The 23,025-nt window shown below is 58.4% G+C and carries 21 protein-coding genes; 12 read left to right on the forward strand and 9 right to left on the reverse strand.

The features are described 5' to 3' along the window. Positions 1-40: 40 nt before the first annotated feature. Genes dnaQ through Q0677_RS01950 form a run of 4 tightly spaced genes read right to left on the reverse strand, consistent with a single transcriptional unit; the run spans position 41 to position 2,790 of the window. On the reverse strand, positions 41-772 hold the full coding sequence (gene dnaQ / locus Q0677_RS01935; protein ID WP_282182028.1) for a DNA polymerase III subunit epsilon: 732 nt from the start codon (positions 770-772) through the stop codon (positions 41-43). Continuing rightward, entirely contained in the window at positions 765-1,361 is a 597-nt protein-coding gene (coaE, locus tag Q0677_RS01940) for a dephospho-CoA kinase (protein ID WP_298905403.1), read from the reverse strand. The genes dnaQ and coaE overlap by 8 nt, the downstream gene beginning before the upstream one ends. Further along, positions 1,358-2,194: a shikimate dehydrogenase gene (locus Q0677_RS01945; RefSeq protein ID WP_298905405.1), complete on the reverse strand. Its 837-nt coding sequence runs from the start codon at positions 2,192-2,194 to the stop codon at positions 1,358-1,360. Before Q0677_RS01945 ends, coaE begins: the two co-directional genes overlap by 4 nt. Next, the gene (locus Q0677_RS01950; RefSeq protein ID WP_298905407.1) at positions 2,191-2,790 is read right to left on the reverse strand and encodes a Maf family nucleotide pyrophosphatase; all 600 of its coding nucleotides are present in this window, start codon (positions 2,788-2,790) and stop codon (positions 2,191-2,193) included. The genes Q0677_RS01945 and Q0677_RS01950 overlap by 4 nt, the downstream gene beginning before the upstream one ends. Positions 2,791-3,183: 393 nt before the next feature. Here Q0677_RS01950 and Q0677_RS01955 point away from each other — a divergent pair, with 393 nt between their 5' ends. From Q0677_RS01955 to Q0677_RS01985, 7 genes are all read left to right on the forward strand, one after another. Next, entirely contained in the window at positions 3,184-3,633 is a 450-nt protein-coding gene (locus Q0677_RS01955; RefSeq protein ID WP_298905409.1) for a CopD family protein, read from the forward strand. Positions 3,634-3,758: 125 nt separating this feature from the next. Then, complete coding sequence (gene rho, locus Q0677_RS01960) at positions 3,759-5,030, forward strand: transcription termination factor Rho (RefSeq protein ID WP_163040059.1); 1,272 nt, start codon at positions 3,759-3,761, stop codon at positions 5,028-5,030. Between the two features lie 28 nt (positions 5,031-5,058). After that, complete coding sequence (gene mnmE / locus Q0677_RS01965; RefSeq protein WP_298905412.1) at positions 5,059-6,348, forward strand: tRNA uridine-5-carboxymethylaminomethyl(34) synthesis GTPase MnmE; 1,290 nt, start codon at positions 5,059-5,061, stop codon at positions 6,346-6,348. 27 nt (positions 6,349-6,375) lie between these two features. Then, entirely contained in the window at positions 6,376-8,244 is a 1,869-nt protein-coding gene (mnmG, locus tag Q0677_RS01970; protein WP_298905414.1) for a tRNA uridine-5-carboxymethylaminomethyl(34) synthesis enzyme MnmG, read from the forward strand. Continuing rightward, a complete protein-coding gene (gene rsmG, locus Q0677_RS01975) occupies positions 8,241-8,861 on the forward strand; it encodes a 16S rRNA (guanine(527)-N(7))-methyltransferase RsmG (RefSeq protein ID WP_298905417.1) in 621 nt (206 codons plus the stop codon). The genes mnmG and rsmG overlap by 4 nt, the downstream gene beginning before the upstream one ends. Beyond that, a complete protein-coding gene (locus Q0677_RS01980; protein ID WP_133485255.1) occupies positions 8,854-9,645 on the forward strand; it encodes an AAA family ATPase in 792 nt (263 codons plus the stop codon). The genes rsmG and Q0677_RS01980 overlap by 8 nt, the downstream gene beginning before the upstream one ends. A 13-nt stretch (positions 9,646-9,658) precedes the next feature. Continuing rightward, on the forward strand, positions 9,659-10,546 hold the full coding sequence (locus Q0677_RS01985; protein ID WP_298905420.1) for a ParB/RepB/Spo0J family partition protein: 888 nt from the start codon (positions 9,659-9,661) through the stop codon (positions 10,544-10,546). Here Q0677_RS01985 and hemW read toward each other — a convergent pair. The 3 genes from hemW to rph are packed head-to-tail and all read right to left on the reverse strand — an operon-like array spanning position 10,543 to position 13,011. Next, positions 10,543-11,700: a radical SAM family heme chaperone HemW gene (gene hemW / locus Q0677_RS01990; RefSeq protein WP_298905422.1), complete on the reverse strand. Its 1,158-nt coding sequence runs from the start codon at positions 11,698-11,700 to the stop codon at positions 10,543-10,545. The two genes, Q0677_RS01985 and hemW, sit on opposite strands and share 4 nt — an antisense overlap. Next, positions 11,693-12,301, reverse strand: a complete 609-nt coding sequence (gene rdgB, locus Q0677_RS01995; RefSeq protein ID WP_298905424.1) for an RdgB/HAM1 family non-canonical purine NTP pyrophosphatase — start codon at positions 12,299-12,301, stop codon at positions 11,693-11,695. Before rdgB ends, hemW begins: the two co-directional genes overlap by 8 nt. Continuing rightward, positions 12,301-13,011, reverse strand: coding sequence for a ribonuclease PH (gene rph, locus Q0677_RS02000; RefSeq protein WP_133485246.1), 711 nt, complete (start codon positions 13,009-13,011; stop codon positions 12,301-12,303). Before rph ends, rdgB begins: the two co-directional genes overlap by 1 nt. Positions 13,012-13,081: 70 nt before the next feature. On the opposite strand from rph, the gene hrcA reads away from it, so the two are divergent. Further along, complete coding sequence (gene hrcA, locus Q0677_RS02005; RefSeq protein ID WP_298905431.1) at positions 13,082-14,143, forward strand: heat-inducible transcriptional repressor HrcA; 1,062 nt, start codon at positions 13,082-13,084, stop codon at positions 14,141-14,143. Between the two features lie 81 nt (positions 14,144-14,224). After that, complete coding sequence (locus tag Q0677_RS02010; protein WP_240686444.1) at positions 14,225-14,728, forward strand: nucleotide exchange factor GrpE; 504 nt, start codon at positions 14,225-14,227, stop codon at positions 14,726-14,728. A gap of 52 nt (positions 14,729-14,780) precedes the next feature. Here Q0677_RS02010 and mutS read toward each other — a convergent pair whose 3' ends face one another. Both mutS and galE read right to left on the reverse strand, forming a co-directional pair. After that, the gene (gene mutS / locus Q0677_RS02015) at positions 14,781-17,402 is read right to left on the reverse strand and encodes a DNA mismatch repair protein MutS (protein WP_298905793.1); all 2,622 of its coding nucleotides are present in this window, start codon (positions 17,400-17,402) and stop codon (positions 14,781-14,783) included. A gap of 95 nt (positions 17,403-17,497) precedes the next feature. Further along, complete coding sequence (gene galE / locus Q0677_RS02020) at positions 17,498-18,508, reverse strand: UDP-glucose 4-epimerase GalE (RefSeq protein ID WP_298905434.1); 1,011 nt, start codon at positions 18,506-18,508, stop codon at positions 17,498-17,500. Positions 18,509-18,740: 232 nt separating this feature from the next. On the opposite strand from galE, the gene Q0677_RS02025 reads away from it, so the two are divergent. The 3 genes from Q0677_RS02025 to Q0677_RS02035 all read left to right on the forward strand — a co-directional run bounded on the left by Q0677_RS02025 (position 18,741) and on the right by Q0677_RS02035 (position 23,025). Beyond that, complete coding sequence (locus Q0677_RS02025; RefSeq protein ID WP_282182369.1) at positions 18,741-21,002, forward strand: NADP-dependent malic enzyme; 2,262 nt, start codon at positions 18,741-18,743, stop codon at positions 21,000-21,002. A 148-nt stretch (positions 21,003-21,150) separates the two neighbouring features. After that, complete coding sequence (locus tag Q0677_RS02030; RefSeq protein ID WP_298905436.1) at positions 21,151-22,119, forward strand: glutathione S-transferase family protein; 969 nt, start codon at positions 21,151-21,153, stop codon at positions 22,117-22,119. A gap of 42 nt (positions 22,120-22,161) precedes the next feature. Further along, positions 22,162-23,025 carry a hypothetical protein gene (locus Q0677_RS02035; protein WP_298905438.1) on the forward strand — a complete coding sequence of 288 codons (864 nt, stop codon included), beginning with the start codon at positions 22,162-22,164 and terminating at the stop codon, positions 23,023-23,025.

Raw genomic sequence — 23,025 nt, forward strand, 5'->3', positions numbered from 1 at the left:
AGCGAATTCTGATTCCGATCAATCGGCTTCGATTAAGAAGTTACTGAAACTTCTTCCAAATTGCGCCGTCGCCCAGCTTTTCTACGAAAGCATCATGGGCGGCGGTTTCTTTTTCGTGGATCCGGGACGGCAGGGGTTCAGGACGTGGGCGCGGGCGCCAATCGTCGTTCGCACCACCAGAACCCGAGGTCGCCTGATTGCCCGCCAAAACAAGGTCGGGCTGACGACCTCCAATGAGCTCCAGATAGACTTCGGCCAGAATTTCACTGTCCAAAAGCGCGCCGTGCAGTGTCCGCGACGAGTTGTCGATCGCATAACGACGGCACAGCGCATCCAAAGACGCGGGCGCGCCGGGAAATTTGCTGCGCGCCATCGCCAGAGTATCCAACGCGCGTTCCCACGGGATTTGCGGCAGGCCCATCCACTGCAGCTCGGCATTCAGGAATTTCATGTCAAAGCTGGCGTTGTGGATGACCAGCTTGGCGTCTCCGATGAAATCAAGGAACGCCTGCCCAACCTCTTTGAAGATCGGCTTGTCTTTCAGAAGAACTTCGCCCGGTTCGGCGGGGCGGGGGCTGGCCAGCAGGTCGGGGCCGATGCCGTGCACGCCAAACGCCTCGTCCGGCATACCGCGTTCGGGGTTGATGTATTGGTGATACGTCCGCCCGGTCGGCATGTGGTTCATCAGTTCAAGACACCCGATTTCCACGATGCGGTCACCGCTTTGGGGATCAAAGCCGGTGGTTTCTGTATCGAGCACGATCTCACGCATCCAACTTCCCTTTCACATGGGCGATGACCTCGTCCACCGCGGCCCGCGCACCGTCCAATGTTTCGGTCGGAATGATCACATCCGCGCGGGCGCGTTTGTCGGCATCTGGCACCTGTTTGGCCAGAATAGTCTCGAATTGTGCTTCCGTCATGGTGCCTCGCGCAAGTACGCGTTCGCGCTGTAACTCAGCGGGGGCCGAGACCACGACGACCAGATCCACATGTTCATGCGCACCGATTTCAAACAGAAGCGGCATGTCCAGAAGAACGATGGGCGAGGTGCTGTTTGTCAGAAATTCCGCCCGGTCTTGTCCGACCAGCGGGTGGACGATCTGTTCCAGTTTTTTCAGTGCGCCCGCATCTTTCGACATCCAGTCTTTCAGAGCATCGCGGCTGACGGCGCCGTCGATAATTGCATCAGGACAGACCGCGCGGATCGGTTCGACCGCCGCGCCGCCCACATCATAGATGCGATGCACCGCTGCATCCGCGTCCCAGATTGGAACGCCGGCGTCCGCAAACATTTTCGCGGTTGTGGATTTCCCCATCCCGATCGAGCCGGTCAGCCCGATGATAAACGGCCCGCTCATACGCCCAGAACCGCGTGGCGCAGCGCATCATCGACGACGGGGCGGGTCCCGAACCAACGTTCGAACCCGGGAACGGCTTGGTGCAGCAACATGCCCAACCCGTCGACCACCTGACAGCCCGCATCCTCGGCCTGTTGCAGGAAATCGGTTTTGAGCGGCGAATAGACCAGATCATTCACGACCGCGCCGGGCATCAGCCCATCCAGCGGCACGCGGAAGTCGGGCTTGCCGGTCATGCCAAGGGACGAGGTGTTCACAACCGTGACCGCGTCATCCAACATATTGCCCGCCTGAACCCAGTCATACACCACGATCCGCGCACCAAATTCAGCGCGCAAAGCATCCGCACGGGCGCGGGTCCGGTTGGACAGGCGAATTTCAGGCACGCCGAGCTCGATGAGCGAGGCCAAAATGGCGCGCGCAGCGCCGCCGGCTCCGAAAACAGCAGCAGGTCCGGTTTCCGGCGCCCAGTCCGGTGCAGATTGGCGCAGGTTTTGCGTAAATCCATAGCCGTCGGTGTTGTCCGCGTGGATTTTGCCATCGTCACGGAAGATCAGCGTGTTCGCCGCCCCGATCAGCGCGGCGCGGTCAGTGACGATGTCGGCCAGCTTCAGCACGGCCTCTTTATGCGGGATCGTCACATTCAGACCGACAAACCCGGCTTTCGGCAGCGTGCGAATGACGGTTTCCAGATCGTCCGCTTCGACCCGCATCGGGATGTAATGCCCGGCCAGCCCCATCGTGCGCAACCAATGGCCGTGCAGCCTTGGGGACAGAGAGTGTTCGATGGGGTTTCCAATGACGCCCGCCAGGGGAATTCGTGTGTCGCTCATATCTTCAGATCTCCTCGCACGATCAGATATGACAGAAGCTCGGTCAGGGGCAAACCCAACACGTTGAAATAGTCGCCGTCCACCTTGGCAAACAGGCGTACGCCTTCTTCTTCCAGCTTGTAGGCGCCGACCGAATGGCGGATGCTGTCCCAGTTCCGCTCGACATAATCCGCGATATAGTCCGGCGAAAGCTCTCGCATCTTCAGGCGCACCAAGCCCACATGGCGCCAAATCGGCTTGCCGTCTTCGTAAAGCACGGCGGCAGAGAGCAACCGATGCACTTTGCCGGACATCGCCGCCAGCTGGGCGCGGGCCTCTTCTTTGTCTTTCGGCTTGGACAGCACCTTCTGTTCCAGCTCGGCCACTTGATCGCAGCCCAGAACCAAAGACCCAAAATGTTTCTCGCTGATCTTTCGGGCTTTGAACTCGGCCAGCGCATCAGCCAGATCGCGCGGGCTGGCGCCCTCAGCCTCTAATGATGCGCGGATCATCTCTTCATCGATGCGGGCGGGGATGATGTCGAAGTCGATCCCTGCGTTGCGCAACATATCGGCGCGGATTTGCGAGGCGGACGCCAAGATCAGGGAAGCGGTCATGTGATAACCCTGTGGAAAAACTCTGTGTAATCCTGTTCTGGAATCAGCAGATAACTCGGCCCTCGCCAGAACAGCTGGATAAGTCCCACCTTTACTAAGGCGATTTTCACAGTTCTTCCACTGTTGGTTTTTGCCTGTCGCACCCCGTGGGCGAATCCCCACCGTGCGATTTCATCCCTGCACTTATCCCCAGATGGTAAATGCGCTGATCCCTGTGAAACAAAGGCGAAAAGATTCCGTCCAGAATCCGGGTCGCCGCTTATCCACCTGTGAACAAGTCGCGGGACAGATCAATAATCCCCGTTATCCACAGGCCTAACAACAACATCATCTTTTCTTCTTCTTTATTTTATTTATGAAGATCGAAGCGGCATCGCATGTAAGAGGCTTAGAATGGGTGACTTTCTGTCAGACGCGTATTTCTGGACGAAATCGCTGCACATCGTATCGGTGATCGCATGGATGGCGGGCCTGTTCTATTTGCCGCGCCTGTTCGTCTATCATGTCGAGGTCGTGGGATCGGGCAATGAGACGGATGATCTGTTCCAAACGATGGAGCGCCGGCTTCTGAAAGCGATCATGAACCCAGCCATGATCAGCTCGTGGATTTTTGGTCTGTGCCTTGTGGCAACGCCCGGTGTGGTCGACTGGTCGCTGGTCTGGCCCTGGACCAAGGGGATCTCGATCATCGGTATGACGTGGTTTCACATGTGGCTGGCTGCACGACGCAAAGACTTCATGGCGGGCACCAATACGCTGACCGGTCGGCGCTATCGCATGATGAACGAATTGCCGACGCTTTTGATGATCGTCATCGTCTTCTCGGTCGTGTTCAAATACTGATTTTGTTGACTCATGCGCGTCCAGCGCGTATCTGAGCCTCTAAGCAGGCCGTCCGGCCATGTGTTTTTCCCAACTCGACATAGACAGCGCTCAGGCGCCGTCGTGATCTATTTCCGAGATATTCCATGTCTGAAAACCGTCTGAACCTATCCGATCTGAAAGCCAAGAGCCCGAAAGAGCTGGTGACTATCGCTGAAGAGCTCGAGATCGAGAACGCCTCGACCATGCGTAAAGGGGACATCATGTTCTCGATCCTGCGTGAACGTGCGGATGAAGAATGGATCATCGGCGGGGACGGGGTGCTGGAAGTGCTGCAAGATGGCTTTGGCTTCCTGCGCTCGCCCGAGGCAAACTATCTGCCCGGTCCCGATGACATCTATGTTTCGCCCGACATGATCCGTCAGTACTCGCTGCGCACTGGTGATACTGTCGAAGGCGTCATTCAAGCTCCCGGCGAGAACGAGAACTATTTCGCGATCACCAAGGTCGAAAAGATCAACTTCGGCAATCCGGAAGACGCGAAGCACAAGGTTGCCTTTGACAACCTGACGCCGCTCTACCCCGATGAGCGTCTGAAGATGGAGATCGAAGATCCCACCATTAAAGACCGTTCGGCCCGCGTGATTGATCTGGTTGCGCCGATCGGCAAAGGCCAGCGTTCGCTGATCGTGGCGCCGCCGCGTACCGGTAAGACGGTGATCCTGCAAAACATCGCCCACTCGATCGAGAAGAACCACCCGGAATGCTATCTGATCGTTCTTCTGATCGATGAACGCCCGGAAGAGGTGACGGACATGCAGCGCTCTGTCAAAGGCGAGGTTGTGTCCTCGACCTTCGACGAACCCGCGACCCGCCACGTGGCCGTATCCGAGATGGTGATCGAGAAAGCCAAGCGTCTTGTTGAACACAAGCGCGACGTTGTGATCCTGCTCGACTCGATCACCCGTCTCGGTCGCGCGTTCAACACGACCGTCCCGTCCTCGGGTAAGGTTCTGACCGGTGGTGTCGATGCCAACGCCCTGCAGCGCCCCAAACGTTTCTTTGGTGCGGCACGTAACATCGAAGAGGGCGGCTCGCTGACCATTATCGCGACCGCGCTGATCGATACCGGATCGCGTATGGACGAAGTGATCTTTGAAGAATTCAAAGGCACCGGCAACAGCGAAATCGTGTTGGATCGTAAGATCGCCGACAAGCGCGTTTTCCCGGCCATCGACATTCTGAAATCCGGTACCCGGAAAGAGGATCTTCTGGTCGATCCGAAAGACTTGCAGAAAACCTATGTCCTGCGCCGCATCCTGAACCCGATGGGCACCACGGATGCCGTCGAGTTCTTGCTGTCGAAGTTGAAGCAGACCAAGTCGAATTCGGAATTCTTCGACTCGATGAATACATAATATCAAACTAAAACAATAGGTTAGTCCAATGGACACAATCTATGCTCTTGCCAGTTCCCGCGGGAAAGCGGGTGTCGCAGTGGTCCGGATTTCCGGGCCACATGCGTTTTCAGCCGCGCGTATTTTGGCAGGTGATCTGCCTGCGCCGCGCCGCGCTGGGTTGCGCCGCCTGACAAGCGCGGACGGAGCACTGTTGGACGAGGCATTGGTGTTGCTGTTTGAAGCGGGCTCCAGCTTCACAGGCGAGGATGTGGTCGAGCTTCAGCTGCACGGGTCCACGGCTGTGGTTCGGGCTGTACTGGCCGAACTGTCAAAGCAGGATGGGTTGCGCCCTGCCGAGCCCGGAGAGTTCACTCGCCGCGCGCTTGAGAATGAATGCCTCGATCTGGCACAGGTGGAAGGCCTGGCAGACCTTTTGGACGCCGAGACCGAAGCACAGCGCAAGCAGGCCGTAGGCGTGCTGTCTGGCGCTCTGGGCGACCTTGCAGGCGCATGGCGTACCGACCTGATCCGCGCCGCTGCGCTGCTGGAAGCCACCATTGATTTCGCAGATGAAGACGTGCCCGTCGACGTCTCGCCCGAGGTAAATGTGCTGTTGGACACTACGTTGGACAGCCTGGAACGCGAGACCGCAGGGACACGCATTGCCGAGCGTATCCGAGAGGGGTTCGAGGTTGCCATCGTCGGTCGTCCTAACGCCGGGAAGTCCACGCTTCTGAACGCGCTGGCGGGGCGTGAAGCGGCAATCACCTCGGATATCGCGGGCACTACCCGTGACGTGATCGAAGTCCATATGGAGCTTGCAGGGCTTCCTGTGACGGTGCTGGATACGGCTGGGGTTCGGGACACCGAAGATCAGGTTGAGGCCATCGGCGTCGCCCGTACGCTTGAACGTGCGAATGCTGCAGACCTGCGGGTCTTTTTGCTGGAGGGGACCGACGATCAGCCTGCGATGGACCCGCTGAACGATGACCTCGTGGTCCACGGAAAGGCCGATCTGGGCGTCTCTGGTGATCTGGTCGTTTCGGGTAAGACCGGGCAGGGGATGGATCTGTTGGTGCAAAAGATCTCGTCCGTGTTGGAAACCCGCGTTCAGGGGGCCGGGATCGCCACGCGCGAACGGCATCGCATCGCGATGGAGCGCGCGCTGTTCTCTTTGGAAGATGCGCGAATCGAGGTACAACACGGCCCCGAACGCGCTGAATTTGCCGCAGAAGAGATCAGAACCGCCATCCGGGCCCTTGATAGTCTTGTCGGCCATGTCGATGTAGAGCATCTGCTGGACGAAATCTTTTCTAGTTTCTGTCTGGGAAAATAGCGTGTGCGTAGCGAAGGAGTGTTTCACGTGAAACATCTGGATTTCGATGTGATTGTTGTTGGGGGCGGGCACGCGGGTGCCGACGCGGCCCATGCTTCTGCGCGTATGGGTGCAAAAACCGCGCTGATCACTTTGCGCAAGGAAGACCTTGGCGTGATGTCCTGCAACCCCGCCATTGGTGGTTTGGGTAAGGGGCATTTGGTGCGCGAGATTGATGCGCTGGATGGGTTGATGGGCCGTGTCGCAGATCAGGCTGGCATTCAGTTCCGCCTGCTGAATCGTCGCAAAGGCCCCGCTGTTCAGGGTCCACGCGCCCAGGCAGACCGCGCAATCTATCGCAAAGCCATGTCGGCCGAGATCCTGTCGACCGAGGGTCTGACCCTGATCGAAGGTGAAACCACCGACTTGATCATGGACGGGGATCGCGTGTGCGGTGTCGTGCTGGGAGACGGATCACAACTGCATGCCGGCGCTGTGGTGCTGACCACGGGCACGTTCCTGCGCGGGATTATCCATATCGGCGACCAGCAAAGCCAAGGCGGCCGAATGGGGGATCGCCCCTCGGTCAAACTGGCGGAACGCATTGACTCCTTTGGTCTTCCTCTTGGCCGCCTGAAAACGGGCACCCCACCGCGCCTGAAGGGGCAAACGATCAACTGGGATATTCTGGCGTCGCAACCGGGCGATGATGATCCCGCGATGTTTTCCTTTATGAACAAGGCGCCCATCGCGCGGCAGATTTCCTGCGGGATCACCCATACAAACGCGCAAACGCACGACATTATCCGCGCCAATCTGGACCGCTCGGCGATGTATGGTGGGCATATCGATGGTGTCGGGCCGCGCTATTGCCCCTCGATCGAAGATAAAATCGTGCGCTTTGCAGACAAAGAAAGCCATCAGGTGTTCCTTGAGCCGGAAGGTCTGGACGATGACACGGTGTATCCGAATGGGATCAGCACCTCTCTGCCCGTTGAGGTGCAAGAGGACTATGTGCGCTCCATCGCCGGGCTTGAGCAGGTCGAGATCCTGCAGCCCGGCTATGCCATCGAATATGATTACGTCGACCCGCGTTCTTTGACCGAAACGCTGTCTTTGCGGGATGTTCCGGGGCTATATCTTGCGGGTCAGATCAACGGCACCACAGGATATGAGGAAGCCGCCGCACAAGGTCTGGTAGCTGGCACCAACGCTGCACTGGCGGTGCAGGGCAGGGATCCGGTGATCTTTTCGCGCTCGAATTCCTATATCGGGGTGATGATCGATGATTTGATAACCCGCGGCGTAACCGAACCCTATCGCATGTTCACATCGCGTGCCGAGTATCGTCTATCGCTGCGCGCGGACAATGCAGACCAGCGTCTGACACCCTTGGGGATCGAGCTTGGTTTGGTGAAAGATACGCGTAAATCTGCGTTTGAAGCGAAGCGTGACGCCTTGGCGTGTGCGAAAGAGCAGCTGACGCAGACGTCGTACACCCCACAAGATCTTGTGGGTCTCGATCTAAACGTACGTAAAGATGGTACCCGCCGCACCGCTTACGAGCTTTTGGCCTTCCCCGATATGAGCTTTGAAAAGCTGGTTCAGCTGGACGCAGCTCTGGATCAGATTGACGATGAAGTGAAGCTTCAGGTCGCGCGCGATGCGCTTTACGCGAATTATATCGAGCGTCAGCAGAAAGATGTTGAGGCGCTGAAGCGGGATGAAGCGCATGTGATTCCCGAGGAATTCGACTATTCATCGCTCAGCGGGCTGTCAAACGAACTCGCGTCGAAGCTTCAGGCCGCCCGTCCGCGTACTTTGGCCCACGCCAGCCGCGTTGAAGGGATGACTCCAGCCGCCTTGACGCTGCTTTTGTCGAAGATTCGCCAGTTCGAGCGGAAGCGCTCAGCATGAATCATGGCGAATTTCAGCGTCACGTCGATGTTTCACGTGAAACATTCGAGCGACTCGAGGCTTACGTCGCCCTGATGAAGAAGTGGAATTCGGCGATTAATCTGGTTTCGCCCAGTACGATCTCTGAAATCTGGACGCGCCATATTCTTGATTCGGCCCAGATATATGGCCTTGCGCCAGAGAATCCCAATATATGGTGTGATCTGGGATCGGGTGGGGGGCTTCCGGCGTTGGTCGTCGCAATCATGGCGAAGGAGGCCAACCCCGATCTTTCTGTGACTTGTATCGAAAGCGATCTGCGCAAGGCGACCTTTCTGCGGACTGTCGCGCGCGAGCTGGATCTGAAACTCTCCGTCCGCTCAGAGCGAATCGAGAAAGCCGCCCCGCAGAACGCCGATGTCCTGTCGGCGCGTGCTTTGGCGTCGTTGGATGCGCTTTGTGGCTTTGCCGAACGGCACTTGAAGCCCGAAGGCGTTGCCATTTTCCCCAAGGGCGAAAACTATCGCCAGGAAATCGACGAAGCCCTTGAAAACTGGTCGTTTCAGCTTGATACATATCCCAGCAAGACCCATCCATCCGCCGTTGTTCTGAAGATTAAGGAAATCTCACGTGTCTGACCCATTCCAAGTACGCGGGCCGAAGATTATTGCCATCACCAACCAGAAAGGCGGGGTTGGAAAGACGACAACAACGATCAATCTGGGGGCAGGGCTGGCCGAGGCCGGAAAGCGCGTGCTTTTGATTGATTTGGACCCGCAGGGCAACGCCTCGACCGGGTTGGGCGTTTCCGCCGACGATCGCGATATGAGCACCTATGACCTTCTGCTGGAAGAGGCGTCGGTGCTGGATGTCATTCAGAAAACCACCATCGACAATCTGCTGATCTCGCCCGCGACAACGGATCTGTCTTCGGCGGATATCGAGCTGGTCTCGAACGAAAAGCGCAGCCACCTTCTGCGCGATGCATTGCGAGATGTAGCGTTATCGCAGCTGAACATCGACTACATCTTGATCGATTGCCCACCGTCTTTGAACCTTCTAACCGTCAACGCGCTGGTCGCAGCGGACAGCGTTCTGATCCCGCTGCAAAGTGAATTCTTCGCACTGGAAGGGCTGTCGCAGCTTCTTCTGACCGTGCGCGAGGTGCGTACAGCAGCCAATCCCGATCTGCGAATTGAAGGTGTTGTGCTGACCATGTATGACAGCCGCAACAACCTGTCCCGTCAGGTCGAGGCGGACGCGCGCGAAAATCTGGGCGAGCTGGTGTTCAAGACCATGATTCCGCGCAATGTCCGCGTCAGCGAGGCGCCCTCTTTCGCGTTGCCGGTGTTGATGTATGATCCGACGTCCAAGGGCAGCCGCGCCTATCGCAATCTGGCCGCTGAACTGATCAAACGATAATCGGAGGCGAGTAATGAGCAAACCAACTAAAAATCGCGGCCTGGGCCGCGGCTTGTCGGCCCTGATGGCGGATGTTGTTGTCGATGAATCGCCGAAGGGGGCTTCGTCCGAACCGCGCCGTGCGGATATGATGGTTCCGATTGAAAAGATCAAACCAAACCCCGAACAGCCGCGCCGCACCTTTACCCAAGAGCAGCTGGATGATCTGGCGGCTTCGGTGAAGGAAAAGGGGGTTATCCAACCCCTGATCGTGCGCCCGCGCCCGGGTGCTGAAGGCGAATATGAAATCGTTGCGGGCGAACGTCGTTGGCGCGCGTCTCAGATGGCGAAACTTCACCAAATACCTGTAATCATTAGAGAATATTCAGATACTGAGGCGCTGGAAGTTGCGATTATCGAGAATATTCAGCGCGCCGATCTGAACGCGATCGAAGAAGCCGCCGGCTATCGCGATTTGATGGATCGGTTTGGACATACGCAGGAAAAAGTTTCTGAAGCTCTGGGCAAAAGCCGTTCGCACATCGCGAACCTTCTGCGCCTTTTGAGCCTTCCCGATGACGTTCAGGCCTTTGTGCGTGACGGGCAATTGACCGCCGGGCACGCGCGGACGCTGGTTACGGCGGATAACCCGTCTGCCTTGGCGCGCGAGATCATCAACAAAGGCCTGTCGGTGCGGGCCGCCGAGAAGCTGGCGAAGGGCGCTGGCGAAAGCAAACCGCGCACAGCAAGCCCGAAGGCCGAGAAGGACGCCGACACCAAGGCGCTCGAGGCGGATCTGTCTGCGGCGACGGGCATGAAAGTTCAGATCGACCACAAAGCCGGGGGCGAGGCCGGGACGGTCACAATTCGCTACCAAAACCTCGATCAGCTGGACGATATCTGCGGAAAACTGTCCGTTTAGTCCGGCAAAAGCTCTCGCAAAATACCATTCAATACGGGGCGGCCATTTTTGGTCGCCCTAAGTGTTTTCTGATCGACGGAAACCAGATCTAATTCGATTAAGTCTTTGATTTTATTCACATCTAGCTGGGCATTGAACTGGGTCTTCAGCCGCTCTAGATCGATCCCTTCAGTGGTGCGCAGACCCATCAAAAGGTATTCAGTTACCTGTTCAGAGAGGGGAAGAGGTGCTCTCTCGCGCTTGTCATCGTCCCCCAGTGCGTTTTCCAACCATTTGCTCGGCGAGAGAGGGGTTTCCGTTCCCCACCTGTTCTCGCCAAAGGACAGCCGCCCGTGCGCGCCCGGACCGATCCCGATCCAGTCGCCGCTGCGCCAATAGATCAAATTGTGCCGACTTTCTTCGCCGGGGCGTGCGTGGTTCGAGACTTCATAGGCGGGCAGGCCGGCGGCTTCGGTGGCGTACTGCGTGTGGAAGAACATGTCGACGGCCAGTTCGTCCTCGGGCAGGCCGGACAGCTTTCCTGCTTCGAAGCGTGCACCGAAGACGGTGCCGGGCTCGATGGTCAGTTGGTAAAGCGACAAGTGATCTGGCGCGAAACTAAGTGCGCGGTCAAGCTCGGCTTGCCAATCGGATAGGCTCTGGTCCTGCCGCGCATAGATCAGGTCGAAATTCACGCGGTCGAAATGGGTGCGGGCAATGTCGAGCGCGCGCAGACCCTCGTCGACCGAGTGCATGCGGCCAAGCCTGCGCAGGTCCGCATCGTTTAGCGCCTGAAACCCCATGGACACGCGGTTGACGCCAGCCTTGCGATAGCCCGCGAAGTTTAGCGCCTCGATCGAGGTCGGGTTGGCCTCAAGCGTGATCTCAATGTCATTGGCGAAGGTCCACAGGCCTGCCGCCTTGTCGATGATCGCGCCGACGGTCGCGGGGTCCATCAAGCTGGGTGTGCCACCACCGAAATAAATCGAATCCAGTACGCGACCTTGGGTTTCAGCCCCATAGCGCCCTAGATCTTTCAGATAGGCTGCCGCCCAGTCGTCTTGGTTAATGGATGCCGAGACATGGCTGTTGAAATCGCAATAGGGGCATTTGGCGGCGCAGAAGGGCCAGTGGACATACAGGCCAAAGCCCCCGATTTGCCAGTTCTCAAGCAAAGGCGCCCTTCACCAGCTTGGCAAACGCGTCGGCGCGATGGCTCATTTGGTGCTTCTTGTCGGGGTCCATTTCGCCAAAGGTGATGTCAAAGCCTTCGGGCACGAAAATCGGGTCATAGCCAAAGCCCTGATCGCCGCGCATGGGCCATGTCAGCGATCCTTCGACCTTGCCTTCGAAAACCTCGTCATGCCCATCGGGCCAGGCAAGGCACAAAGTGCAGCAAAAGCGCGCGGTGCGGGGCAGGGGCGCTTTCTTCTCTTCCAGAAGGGTCCAGGTTTTCTCCATCGCCATCGGGAAATCGCGCCCGTTCGGCGTTTCGGCCCAATCTGCAGTGTACACGCCCGGCGCACCGTCCAGCGCGTCGACCATGATGCCACTGTCATCCGACAAAGCGGGCAAGCCGCTTTCCTTTGCGGCAAAATGCGCTTTGATCCGAGCGTTGCCGACGAAGGTGTCTTCGGTTTCTTCCGGCTCTTCCAAACCCAGCGCGCCAGCCGAGGTGACGGCGATGCCAAAAGGCTCTAACAAGGCGGAAATCTCGCGTAATTTGCCCGCATTGTGGGTCGCAACGACCAGTTTATCGCCGTCAAACTTCCGCATTATGCTGTCGCCTGAAGCTGAGCGGCGACCAACTCGGACACGCCTTTGTCGGCTAGATCCATCAGCTGGTTCATCTGGTCGCGCGTGAAGGTCGAACCTTCCGCAGACATCTGCACTTCGATCAGTTTCGGGCCGCACATGACAAAGTTTCCATCCACGCCCGCTTCGCTGTCTTCCGGATAGTCCAGATCCAGAACCGGCTGACCCGCATAGATGCCACAGGACACGGCGGCGACCGGATCCATCAGCGGATCGGTGGTGATGTCGCCAGCCTTCAGCAGTTTGTTTACGGCCAGACGCAGCGCTACCCAACCGCCGGTGATCGCCGCACAACGGGTGCCGCCATCGGCTTGGATCACGTCGCAGTCGACGGTGATCTGACGTTCGCCCAAGGCCACCAGATCGATGCCCGCGCGCAGCGAACGGCCAATCAGGCGTTGAATTTCAACTGTGCGACCGCCTTGCTTACCGGAAGCAGCCTCGCGACGCATGCGCGATCCGGTCGAGCGGGGCAGCATGCCGTATTCCGCGGTCACCCAGCCCTTGCCGGAATTGCGCAGAAACGGGGGAACGCGGGTTTCCAGCGATGCGGTGCACAGCACATGCGTGTCGCCTACGCGGATCATGCAGGATCCTTCGGCGTGTTTTGTGACCCCGGTTTCGATTGAAATCGGGCGCATTTGATCTAAATCTCGACCAGAGGGACGCATGGCTTCTTCCTTTGTTTCCGCTTTGAAAGCGTGATAGCCATGGGTCCGGCAAAAAGGCAAGGCTAAGCTGATGGCAGACGCTTCTGATTTGATGGAAGACATGAACACCCGCTCGCGCGAGGTCTTCCGCTGCATCGTTGAAAGCTATCTGGAAACGGGCGCGCCGGTGGGCTCGCGCAGCCTGACCCGCAGCCTGACGGAAAACGTCAGCGCGGCGACCATTCGCAATGTGATGCAAGACCTTGAGTATATGGGACTGCTGAACAGCCCGCATGTCTCGGCCGGGCGGATCCCGACAGAGCTTGGCTTGCGGATGTTCGTGGATGGGCTGCTTGAGGTGTCGGACCTGACGACGGACGACCGGCAGAAAATCGATGCAACTGTCGGAAATGAAAGCAATATCAACTCGATGATGGACCGCGTGGGCGCGGCGTTGTCGGGGATCACGGCTGGGGCCAGCCTGGTTCTGACGCCCAAGCACGAAGCGCCGATCAAGCATATTGAGTTCGTGTCACTTGGCCCGGATCGTGCGCTGGCTGTGCTGGTCTTTGCAGATGGCCACGTGGAAAACCGCGTGTTTGAACCACCTGCGGGGCAAACCCCAAGCTCGATGCGGGAAGCGGCGAATTTCCTGAACGCATTGGCCGAAGGCCGCACGATTTCCGAACTTCAGCGCATTATCGCGACCGAAGTTGCCAATCGTCGGCAGGAACTTGATACTCTGGCGCAGGCTTTGATCGAAAGTGGTGCCGCAATCTGGGAAAACGAAGGGCAACCTTACGAGCGTTTGATCGTGCGAGGCCGTTCGAATCTGCTGATGGAAGACGGGCCTGAGGTCGATCTGGAGCGTATTCGCACCCTGTTTGACGACCTCGAACGCAAGCGTGATATCGCCGAATTCCTTGATCTGGCCGATCAGGGCGAGGGCGTGCGCATTTTTATTGGGTCCGAGAACAAACTTTTCTCACTTTCGGGTTCCTCTTTGGTGGTTTCCCCTTATATGAACGCTGATCGAAAGATCATTGGTGCTGTGGGCGTGATTGGCCCGACGCGGCTGAACTATGGGCGGATTGTTCCGGTGGTGGACTATACCGCGCAACTGATCGGCAAAATGATCTCGGATCGAGGATAAAGGCCGAGGATAGAGGCAAAGAACATGACGGACGCGAAAACCGAACGCGCTGAGGAACTGGAACCGGGCATCGACAAGCTGATGACCGAAGAAGTGACCGTTGAAGACGAAGTGAGCCTTGAGGACGAGCTGATTGCCGCACGTGCCGAGCGGGACGAGATGAAAGATCGTTTCATGCGCGCGCTGGCGGACGCTGAAAACGCCCGCAAACGTGGCGAACGTGACCGTCGCGAGGCCGAGAACTATGGCGGCTCCAAGCTGGCCCGCGACATGCTGCCGGTTTACGACAACATGAAGCGTGCTTTGGAAGCTGCAAATGAAGCCGGTGAAGCAGACAAGGCTCTGCTGGAAGGTGTTCAACTGACCATGCGTGCGCTGCTGGGCATCTTTGATAAGCACGGCATTCATCTTCTGGCGCCAGAAGTTGGCGATAAGTTTGACCCAGAAGTGCACGAAGCGATGTTCGAGGCCCCGGTGCCCGGCACCAAGGCGGGAGACATCATTCAGGTGATGGCCGAGGGCTTCATGCTGCATGACCGCCTGCTGCGCCCGGCGCAGGTTGGTGTGTCGTCGACGCCGAAATAAGGCTCTAATTCACCATAAAACGCTTAAAACGCCCTCGGATTTCCGGGGGCGTTTACGTTTCTGCCGCGATCTCTTTCAGCTCATACAGCAGGTTCAGCGCCTCGATGGGTTTCAGGTCATCAGGGTGGATATCCTTCAAGGCAAGCTCCAGGTCGCTCGGGCCTGTAGGCGCGGGTTGAACCGGTTCGGCAAGGGCAGAAAACAGCGGAAGGTCGTCGATGATGGCCTTCTGACCGGATCCTTCACGCTCTCCTTTTTCCAGCGCGTCCAGCACCACATTCGCGCGAGCGACAACGCTGTTAGGCAGGCCCGCCAGCTTGGCAACCTGCACACCGTAAGATCGATCGGCCGCGCCTTTGCGGACTTCGTGCAGGAAAATGACCTCGCCTTCCCATTCTTTCACCGCAATCGTCGCGTTTTCCACGCCGTCCAGCTTGTCGGACAACTGCGTCATCTCGTGATAATGCGTGGCGAAGAGTGCGCGGGATTTGTTGACGTCGTGCAGGTGTTCCAGCGTCGCCCAGGCGATGGACAAACCGTCATAGGTCGCCGTCCCGCGCCCGATTTCGTCCAGAATAACCAGCGCGCGGTCGTCGGCTTGGTTCAGAATGGCGGCGGTTTCCACCATTTCGACCATAAATGTCGAACGTCCCCGCGCCAGATCATCCGAAGCGCCCACGCGGCTGAACAGTTGCGAGACCAAACCGATATGTGCCGCTTTCGCCGGAACAAAGCTGCCAGCCTGCGCCAACAGGGCGATCAGCGCGTTTTGGCGCAGGAAGGTCGACTTACCGGCCATGTTCGGACCAGTCAGAAGCCAGACATCGGCAGATTTTGCACCATCCGCGAGGTCGCAATCATTGGCCACAAACGCCTCGCCCGACTTTCGCAGGGCAGCCTCGACCACGGGGTGACGTCCGGATTCCACGTGAAACACGCGGCTGTCATCGACGGTGGGGGCGGACCAATTGTCGGACCGTGCCAGATCGGCAAAACCGGTGGCCACGTCGATTTCCGATAGGGCGCGGGCGGTGTCGGATACCGCACCTACCTGATCCAAAATTGCGGCAGTTAGGCTGGAATAGAGCCGCTTTTCGATCTCAAGCGCTCGGTTGCCCGCGTTCAGGATCTTGGTTTCCATATCGCTGAGCGCCACTGTGGTGAAACGAACCGCATTCGCTGTGGTTTGCCGGTGGATATAGGTCTCGGACAGCGGTGGGTTTAGCATCTTTTCAGCATGGGTTGCCGTGGTCTCGATGAAATAGCCCAGCACGTTGTTGTGCTTCACCTTCAGCGAGCTGATGCCGGTGTGTTCGGCGTATTGGGCCTGCATCGCAGCGATCACACCGCGGCCTTCGTCGCGCAATTGGCGGGCCTCGTCGAGGTCCTGGTCATAGCCGGGGGCAATGAAGCCGCCGTCACGGGCCAGAAGTGGCGGTTCGGCGACCAGCGCTTGATCCAGAAGATCGATCAGATCGTCATGGCCGCGCAGGTTTTGCGAGGCTTCCGCCAGTTTGGCGGGCAGATCGGATTGCGACAGGCTGTCGGCCAGATCACTTGCAGCGGCAAGCCCGTTGCGAATGGCGCCCAGATCGCGGGGGCCGCCACGTTCCAGTCCAAGCCGCGATAGGGCGCGGTCGATGTCGGGGACGTTGCGCAGAAATTCGCGCGTATTCTCGCAAATTAGTCTCTGTTTCACCAGAAAACGTACCGCATCCAGTCGGGCGTTGATCTCGGAAAGGGTGCGCGAGGGGCTGGAGATGCGACGTTCCAACAAACGTCCACCACCAGCGGTCACGGTACGGTCGATCACAGACAAAAGCGATCCGTCACGCCCGCCGGACAGGCTGTGGGTTAGCTCCAGATTACGGCGGGTGGCGGCGTCGATCTGCATCGTGCCCTGCGCAAGCTCTTTAACGGGCGGACGCAACAGCGGCAGTTTGCCCTTCTGGGTGATGTCCAGATATTCGACGATGGCTCCCATCGCGCCCAGTTCGGCGCGTGAGAAGCTGCCGAACGCATCGAGCGACCCGATCTTATACAGATCCAGCAGCCGTTTTTCAGCACCCGTACTATCAAAGGCCGCGCGGCCCAGTTCGGTGGGGGATGCGCCAGAATCAGTCACTATTTCAGAGCAATTTTGATAATCGGCTTCGGACAACACAACCTCGCGTGGGGCAAGGCGGGCGAGTTCGGGGCCAAGACGCACAGGCGGGCAGGGCATGACGCGGAAGGCGCCGGTCGAGATGTCGACCCATGCTAGCGCGGCCTCGTCGCGCACGACGTTATAGGCGGCCAAGAAGTTATGCCGCCGCGCGTCCAGCAGGCTTTCTTCGGTCAAGGTGCCGGGCGTGACAAGCCGGACCACATCGCGTTTCACCACGGATTTCGAGCCACGCTTTTTCGCCTCGGCCGGGTTTTCCATCTGCTCGCAGACCGCAACACGGAAGCCCTTGCGGATCAACGTCAGCAAATAGCCCTCGGCCGCATGAACCGGCACACCACACATGGGGATGTCTTCACCCAGATGCTTGCCGCGTTTGGTCAGGGCGATGTCCAAGGCCGCGGCAGCCGCGACGGCGTCGTCAAAGAACAGCTCGTAAAAATCGCCCATGCGATAGAACAAAAGGGCGTCTTGGTAGCCCTCTTTGATCTCAAGAAACTGCGCCATCATTGGCGTGATCTTGGCTGGTTTATCGCTCACCTGCTGCCCCCCGGCGTTATGCTTTGCGACAGACTAGAATGTCGTGCGTCGGGGTGAAAGAGGGGTCAGGAATTTTTGCGGCGCGAGACCCAGTTCCAGCTGCTTTCGCACATCTCGTCCAGACCACGCTCGGCTTCAAATCCCAGCACATCGCGGGCCATGTCAGGGCGGGCGACCAAAGTGGGGACGTCGCCCGGGCGCCGCTGTGTCACGGCATACGGCAAGTCGCGCCCAACCGCGCGCTCATAGGCGTGTAGCATATCGTACACTGAGTAGCCCTGACCGGTCCCAATGTTGACGGTGTGACCCTTCTTGTTTTCAAGCAACGCGGTCAACGACAGTACATGCGCACGCGCCAGATCAGAGACGTGGATATAGTCGCGTACCCCAGTACCGTCAGGCGTATCGTAATCATCGCCAAAGATCGAAAGCTGTTTCAGTTCGCCCATTGCGACTTTGGCAATATAAGGCATCAGGTTGTTAGGAATATCGTTTGGATCCTCGCCAATCAGCCCGGTTTCATGCGCGCCTGCCGGGTTGAAATAGCGCAGAATACCAAAGGCCCAACTGTCATCCGAGGCCGCGACCTGTTCCAGCGTTTGCTCACAGGTCAGCTTGGTGAATGCATAGGGGCTGGAATAACTGCGGGGGTAATCCTCGGGGATCGGGATGACCTTGGGCTCGCCATAGACGGTGGCGGTTGATGAAAAGACCAGCGCACGACAGCCCGCCGGTTGCATCGCCTGAAGCAAATTCAAAAGGCCGGACACATTGGTTTGAATATAGTCCAGCGGAATTTGCGTGCTTTCACCAACGGCTTTAAGTGCGGCGAAATGCACTACGGCGTCGATCTTGTGGCTGTCAAAAATGCGGGCCAGAATTTCAGGATCCAGCACATCCCCTTCGTAACACGTGACAGGTGCGGCGGTGATCACTTCTAGCCGGTCAATTACATCGCGGCGCGCGTTTGAGAAATTGTCCAAGATCACAACGTCAAACCCAGCTTTTGTCAGCTCGACATAAGTATGCGAGCCAATAAATCCTGCGCCGCCGGTCAAAAGGACTTTTTGTGCCACGTGAAACCTCCAAATCTAATGACCGAGATATAGGATGGATCGGAGGGAAAGGCACGTAGGAATGATTTTCGGGTGTGAAATTGCGATTATTGCGGTGATCTTCGAAAATATTTTTCAAGAATTACCCAAAAACCCCCGATAAAAGACAGATTAATAGCCGAATACCGGTTGAGGCCCGGATTTTCCCCCTGTAAGGGTTTGACTTCGACAGAAGATGACAAAGGCCCCCGAAATGCCCAAAGCCAAGATCACAGATGAAGAGGCGCTTGCCTTCCACATTGACCCCACACCGGGCAAATTCGAGGTCACGCCGTCGGTCCCGATGACCACGCAGCGTGACCTGTCGCTGGCCTATTCGCCGGGCGTTGCGGTTCCCTGTGAGGCGATCGCCGAGAACCCGCAGACGGCCTATGATTATACCAACAAGGGCAACCTTGTGGCGGTGATTTCCAACGGGACCGCGGTTCTGGGTCTTGGCAATCTGGGCGCGCTGGCGTCGAAACCCGTGATGGAAGGCAAGGCGGTTCTGTTCAAGCGTTTTGCCGACGTGAACTCGATCGATATCGAGCTGGACACCGAGGATCCCGAGGCGATCATCAACGCGGTCAAGCTGATGGGCCCGACCTTTGGCGGCATCAACCTTGAAGACATCAAAGCGCCCGAGTGCTTCATCATCGAGCAGCGTCTGAAGGAAGAAATGGACATCCCCGTCTTCCACGACGACCAGCACGGCACGGCGGTGATCTGCGCGGCGGGCCTTTTGAACGCGCTGCACCTGTCGGGCAAAAAGATCGAGGATTGCCGCATCGTTCTGAACGGTGCCGGTGCTGCGGGCATCGCCTGTATCGAGCTAATCAAGGCGATGGGCGCGAAGCATGACAACTGCATCGTTTGTGATACCAAGGGCGTGATCTATCAGGGCCGTACCGATGGTATGAATCAGTGGAAATCGGCCCACGCCGCCAACACTGAACTCCGCACGCTGGAAGAGGCAATGGACGGGGCAGACGTGTTCCTTGGCGTGTCGGTCAAGGGTGCAGTGACGCAAGAGATGGTCGCCTCGATGGCCGACAACCCCGTCATCTTCGCCATGGCGAACCCGGATCCCGAGATTACGCCGGAAGAAGCCCACGAAGTGCGCAATGATGCGATCGTGGCGACCGGGCGTTCGGATTATCCGAACCAGGTGAACAACGTGCTGGGCTTCCCGTACCTGTTCCGTGGCGCGCTGGACATCAACGCGCGTGCCATCAATGACGAGATGAAGATCGCCTGTGCGCAGGCGTTGGCGGAATTGGCCCGCGAAGATGTGCCGGACGAAGTTGCGATGGCCTATGGCAAGAAGCTGACCTTCGGTCGCGACTATATTATTCCAACGCCGTTTGACCCGCGTCTGATCCACGTGATCCCGCCGGCAGTTGCTAAGGCCGGGATGGATACCGGCGTTGCGCGCCGCCCGATCATCGACATGGATGGGTACGAGCAAAGCCTGAAGGCGCGGATGGATCCGACGGCCTCGATCCTGCGCGGCATCACGGCGCGTGCACGTAAGAGCCAAGCGACGATGATTTTTGCCGAGGGCGACAACTCGCAAGTTCTGCGCGCGGCAGTTCAGTATCAGCGTAACGGCTATGGCCGCGCGCTGGTCGTTGGCCGTGAAGAGGATGTCAAGGCCAAGCTGACCGCCGATGGTTTGGGGGATGCTGTGCGCGAGTTGCGCGTGGTGAACGCCGCAAATACCGAGCATCTGGATACCTACAAAGACTACCTGTACCAGCGCCTGCAGCGCCAAGGTTTCGACCGCCACGACATTCACCGTCTGGCCGCGCGTGACCGCCACGTGTTTGCCTCGCTGATGCTGGCGCATGGGCATGGCGATGGTCTGGTGACCGGCGCGACCCGGAAATCGGCCTATGTGCTGGACCGGATCAACCACGTGTTCGACGCAACCGCCGCCGATGGCGCGGTGGGCGTGACCGCCGTTCTGCACAAAGGGCGCATCGTGCTGATGGCCGATACGCTGGTGCATGAATGGCCCGAAACCGAGGATCTGGCCAACATCGCAGAACGCGCTGCCACCGTGGCACGTGGTCTGGGGCTTGAGCCGCGCGTGGCGTTCGTCAGCTTCTCGACCTTCGGTTATCCGGTGTCGGAACGCGCCTCGAAACTGCACGAAGCCCCCGTGATCCTTGAGAAGCGCGGCGTGGACTTTGAGTTTGAGGGCGAGATGACCGCGGACGTTGCTCTGAACCCTGACGTTATGGCGCAGTATCCGTTCTGTCGCCTGTCTGGTCCGGCCAACATTCTGGTGGTTCCGGCCCGTCACTCGGCCTCGATCTCGGTCAAGATGATGCAGGAATTGGCAGGGGCCACGGTCATCGGTCCGATCCTGTCGGGTATTGATCAGCCGATCCAGATCTGTTCGACCAACTCGACCTCGAACGACATTCTGAACATGGCGATGCTGGCCGCGACCCGCTTGGGCAAGCGCTAATTCCGCTGGATTAGAGACTGAAACGGCCCGTGGGACATCCTGCGGGCCGTTTTCGTTCTGTGCAGGTTTGAACAGACACGTCGCTTATCGCGCTGAATTGTTTGGTGGCTTGGAGTCGCTATCTCTCTATGGAGTATAGGAGGCACCAATGGGTCAGCTTGTAGATGGCGTCTGGAAAGACGTGTGGTACGACACGAAGAAAACCGGCGGCACATTCAAACGCGAAGACGCGCGGTTTCGCAATTGGGTCACGGCGGACGGGTCTGCGGGCCCGACGGGCGATGGCGGCTTCAAGGCCGAACCCGGGCGCTATCACCTGTACGTCTCGCTCGCCTGCCCTTGGGCGCACCGCACCCTGATCTTTCGCAAGCTGAAAGGGCTTGAGGATCTGATCGGCATGACCGCCGTGCATCCGCATATGTTATCGAATGGGTGGGAGTTCGACCCCGCCGACCCCGACCCGCTGTTCGGGCACAGCTTCATGCATCAGGTCTATACTACCGACAAAGCTGACTACTCGGGCCGGGTGACGGTGCCGGTTTTGTGGGACAAGGTGCAGGGGCGGATTGCCAGCAACGAAAGCTCGGAAATCATCCGCATGTTCAACACGGCCTTCAACGGGCTGACCGGGAATACGCTGGATTTCTACCCTGAACCGTTGCGGGATCAGATCGACGCGATCAACGATGACGTCTATCGAAACATCAATAATGGTGTCTATCGTTGCGGATTTGCGACCACGCAAGAGGCATATGAACAGGCGTTTGACGCGCTATTCGCGGCACTGGACCGCGTTGAAACCATCCTATCCCAAAGCCGCTATCTGGTCGGCGGCCAACTGACCGAGGCCGATTGGCGACTGTTCACTACGCTGATCCGGTTCGATGCGGTCTATCACGGGCATTTCAAAACGAACCTGAAACGGATCGAAGATTTCCCGAACATCTCGAACTATCTGCGCGAACTGTATCAGCATCCCGGCGTGGCCGAGACGGTGAACATGCAGCACATCAAATCGCACTACTATTACTCGCACGACACGATCAATCCGACGCGGGTGGTGCCGAAAGGCCCGGCGCTTGATTTTAGCCGCCCCCATGATCGCGATCGGTTCTGACGCAGTTTGACTTGCGCGCCGGGACGGCCCTAGGCTTGTCCGATGCGGTATCTTCTGAACCATCTGCGTGGGCGGCATCCGCTGTGGCAAAGCTTCTGGGTGAATGGTGTCGGCGTGCGGCTGACGCTCTATGCCCTTATTTTGCTGGCTCTCAGCGCCGCCCCGATTTCGATCTTGGCGGCTGCGGCGCTTGTTGGCGCCGATGCATTGTGCCTGCTGTGGCAAAGCGTCGGCTATTTCCGCGCCGCTGACGCGCGCGTGCGCGATACCGGGTCGATGCTGCCCACGTGGGGCGGGATGATCGCCTTGGTGATCGCCGTGTTCGTCGTGGCGTCGCAATGGTGGGCCTTGGCTTTGGCAACGCGACCGGGCGAGGATGGCCCCAGTTTTGCCGAGCAAAAGGCGCTAGAACGGCAGGCTGAATACCAGATTGTGCGACAACTTGACGGAAACCTTCTATTCCAAGGGCAGATCGTGTTGGGTGTGACCAAGGCGCTGGACCGGGAACTGGCGCAAGGGCCGATCCCCACACGCATCACCTTAGCCAGTGACGGCGGCAATGTGTTCGAGGCGCGCGGGTTGGCGAAGCTGATCATGACACACGAGATTCAGACCCATGTGGAGGACACCTGCAGTTCGGCCTGTACGCTGGTGTTCATCGCGGGATCGCAGAGGCAATTTGGGCCGGATGCACGGTTGGGGTTTCACAGCTATCTGCTGGAAGACGCGCAGCGGCTGCCGGGATTTAATATCGAGGCTGAACAGGCGCGGGATCGGGCGTTCATGCTTGGGCAGGGAGTGTCGGCTGATTTCATCACCCGCGTGTATGAGACGCCCTCCAGCGATATCTGGTTTCCGGAACACGGGTTTTTACGCCAATCGGGGGTCGTGACACAGACCCCCTAA

It is taken from the genome of uncultured Aliiroseovarius sp., assembly GCF_947492455.1.
In the GTDB taxonomy this organism is placed as follows: Bacteria; Pseudomonadota; Alphaproteobacteria; order Rhodobacterales; family Rhodobacteraceae; genus Aliiroseovarius.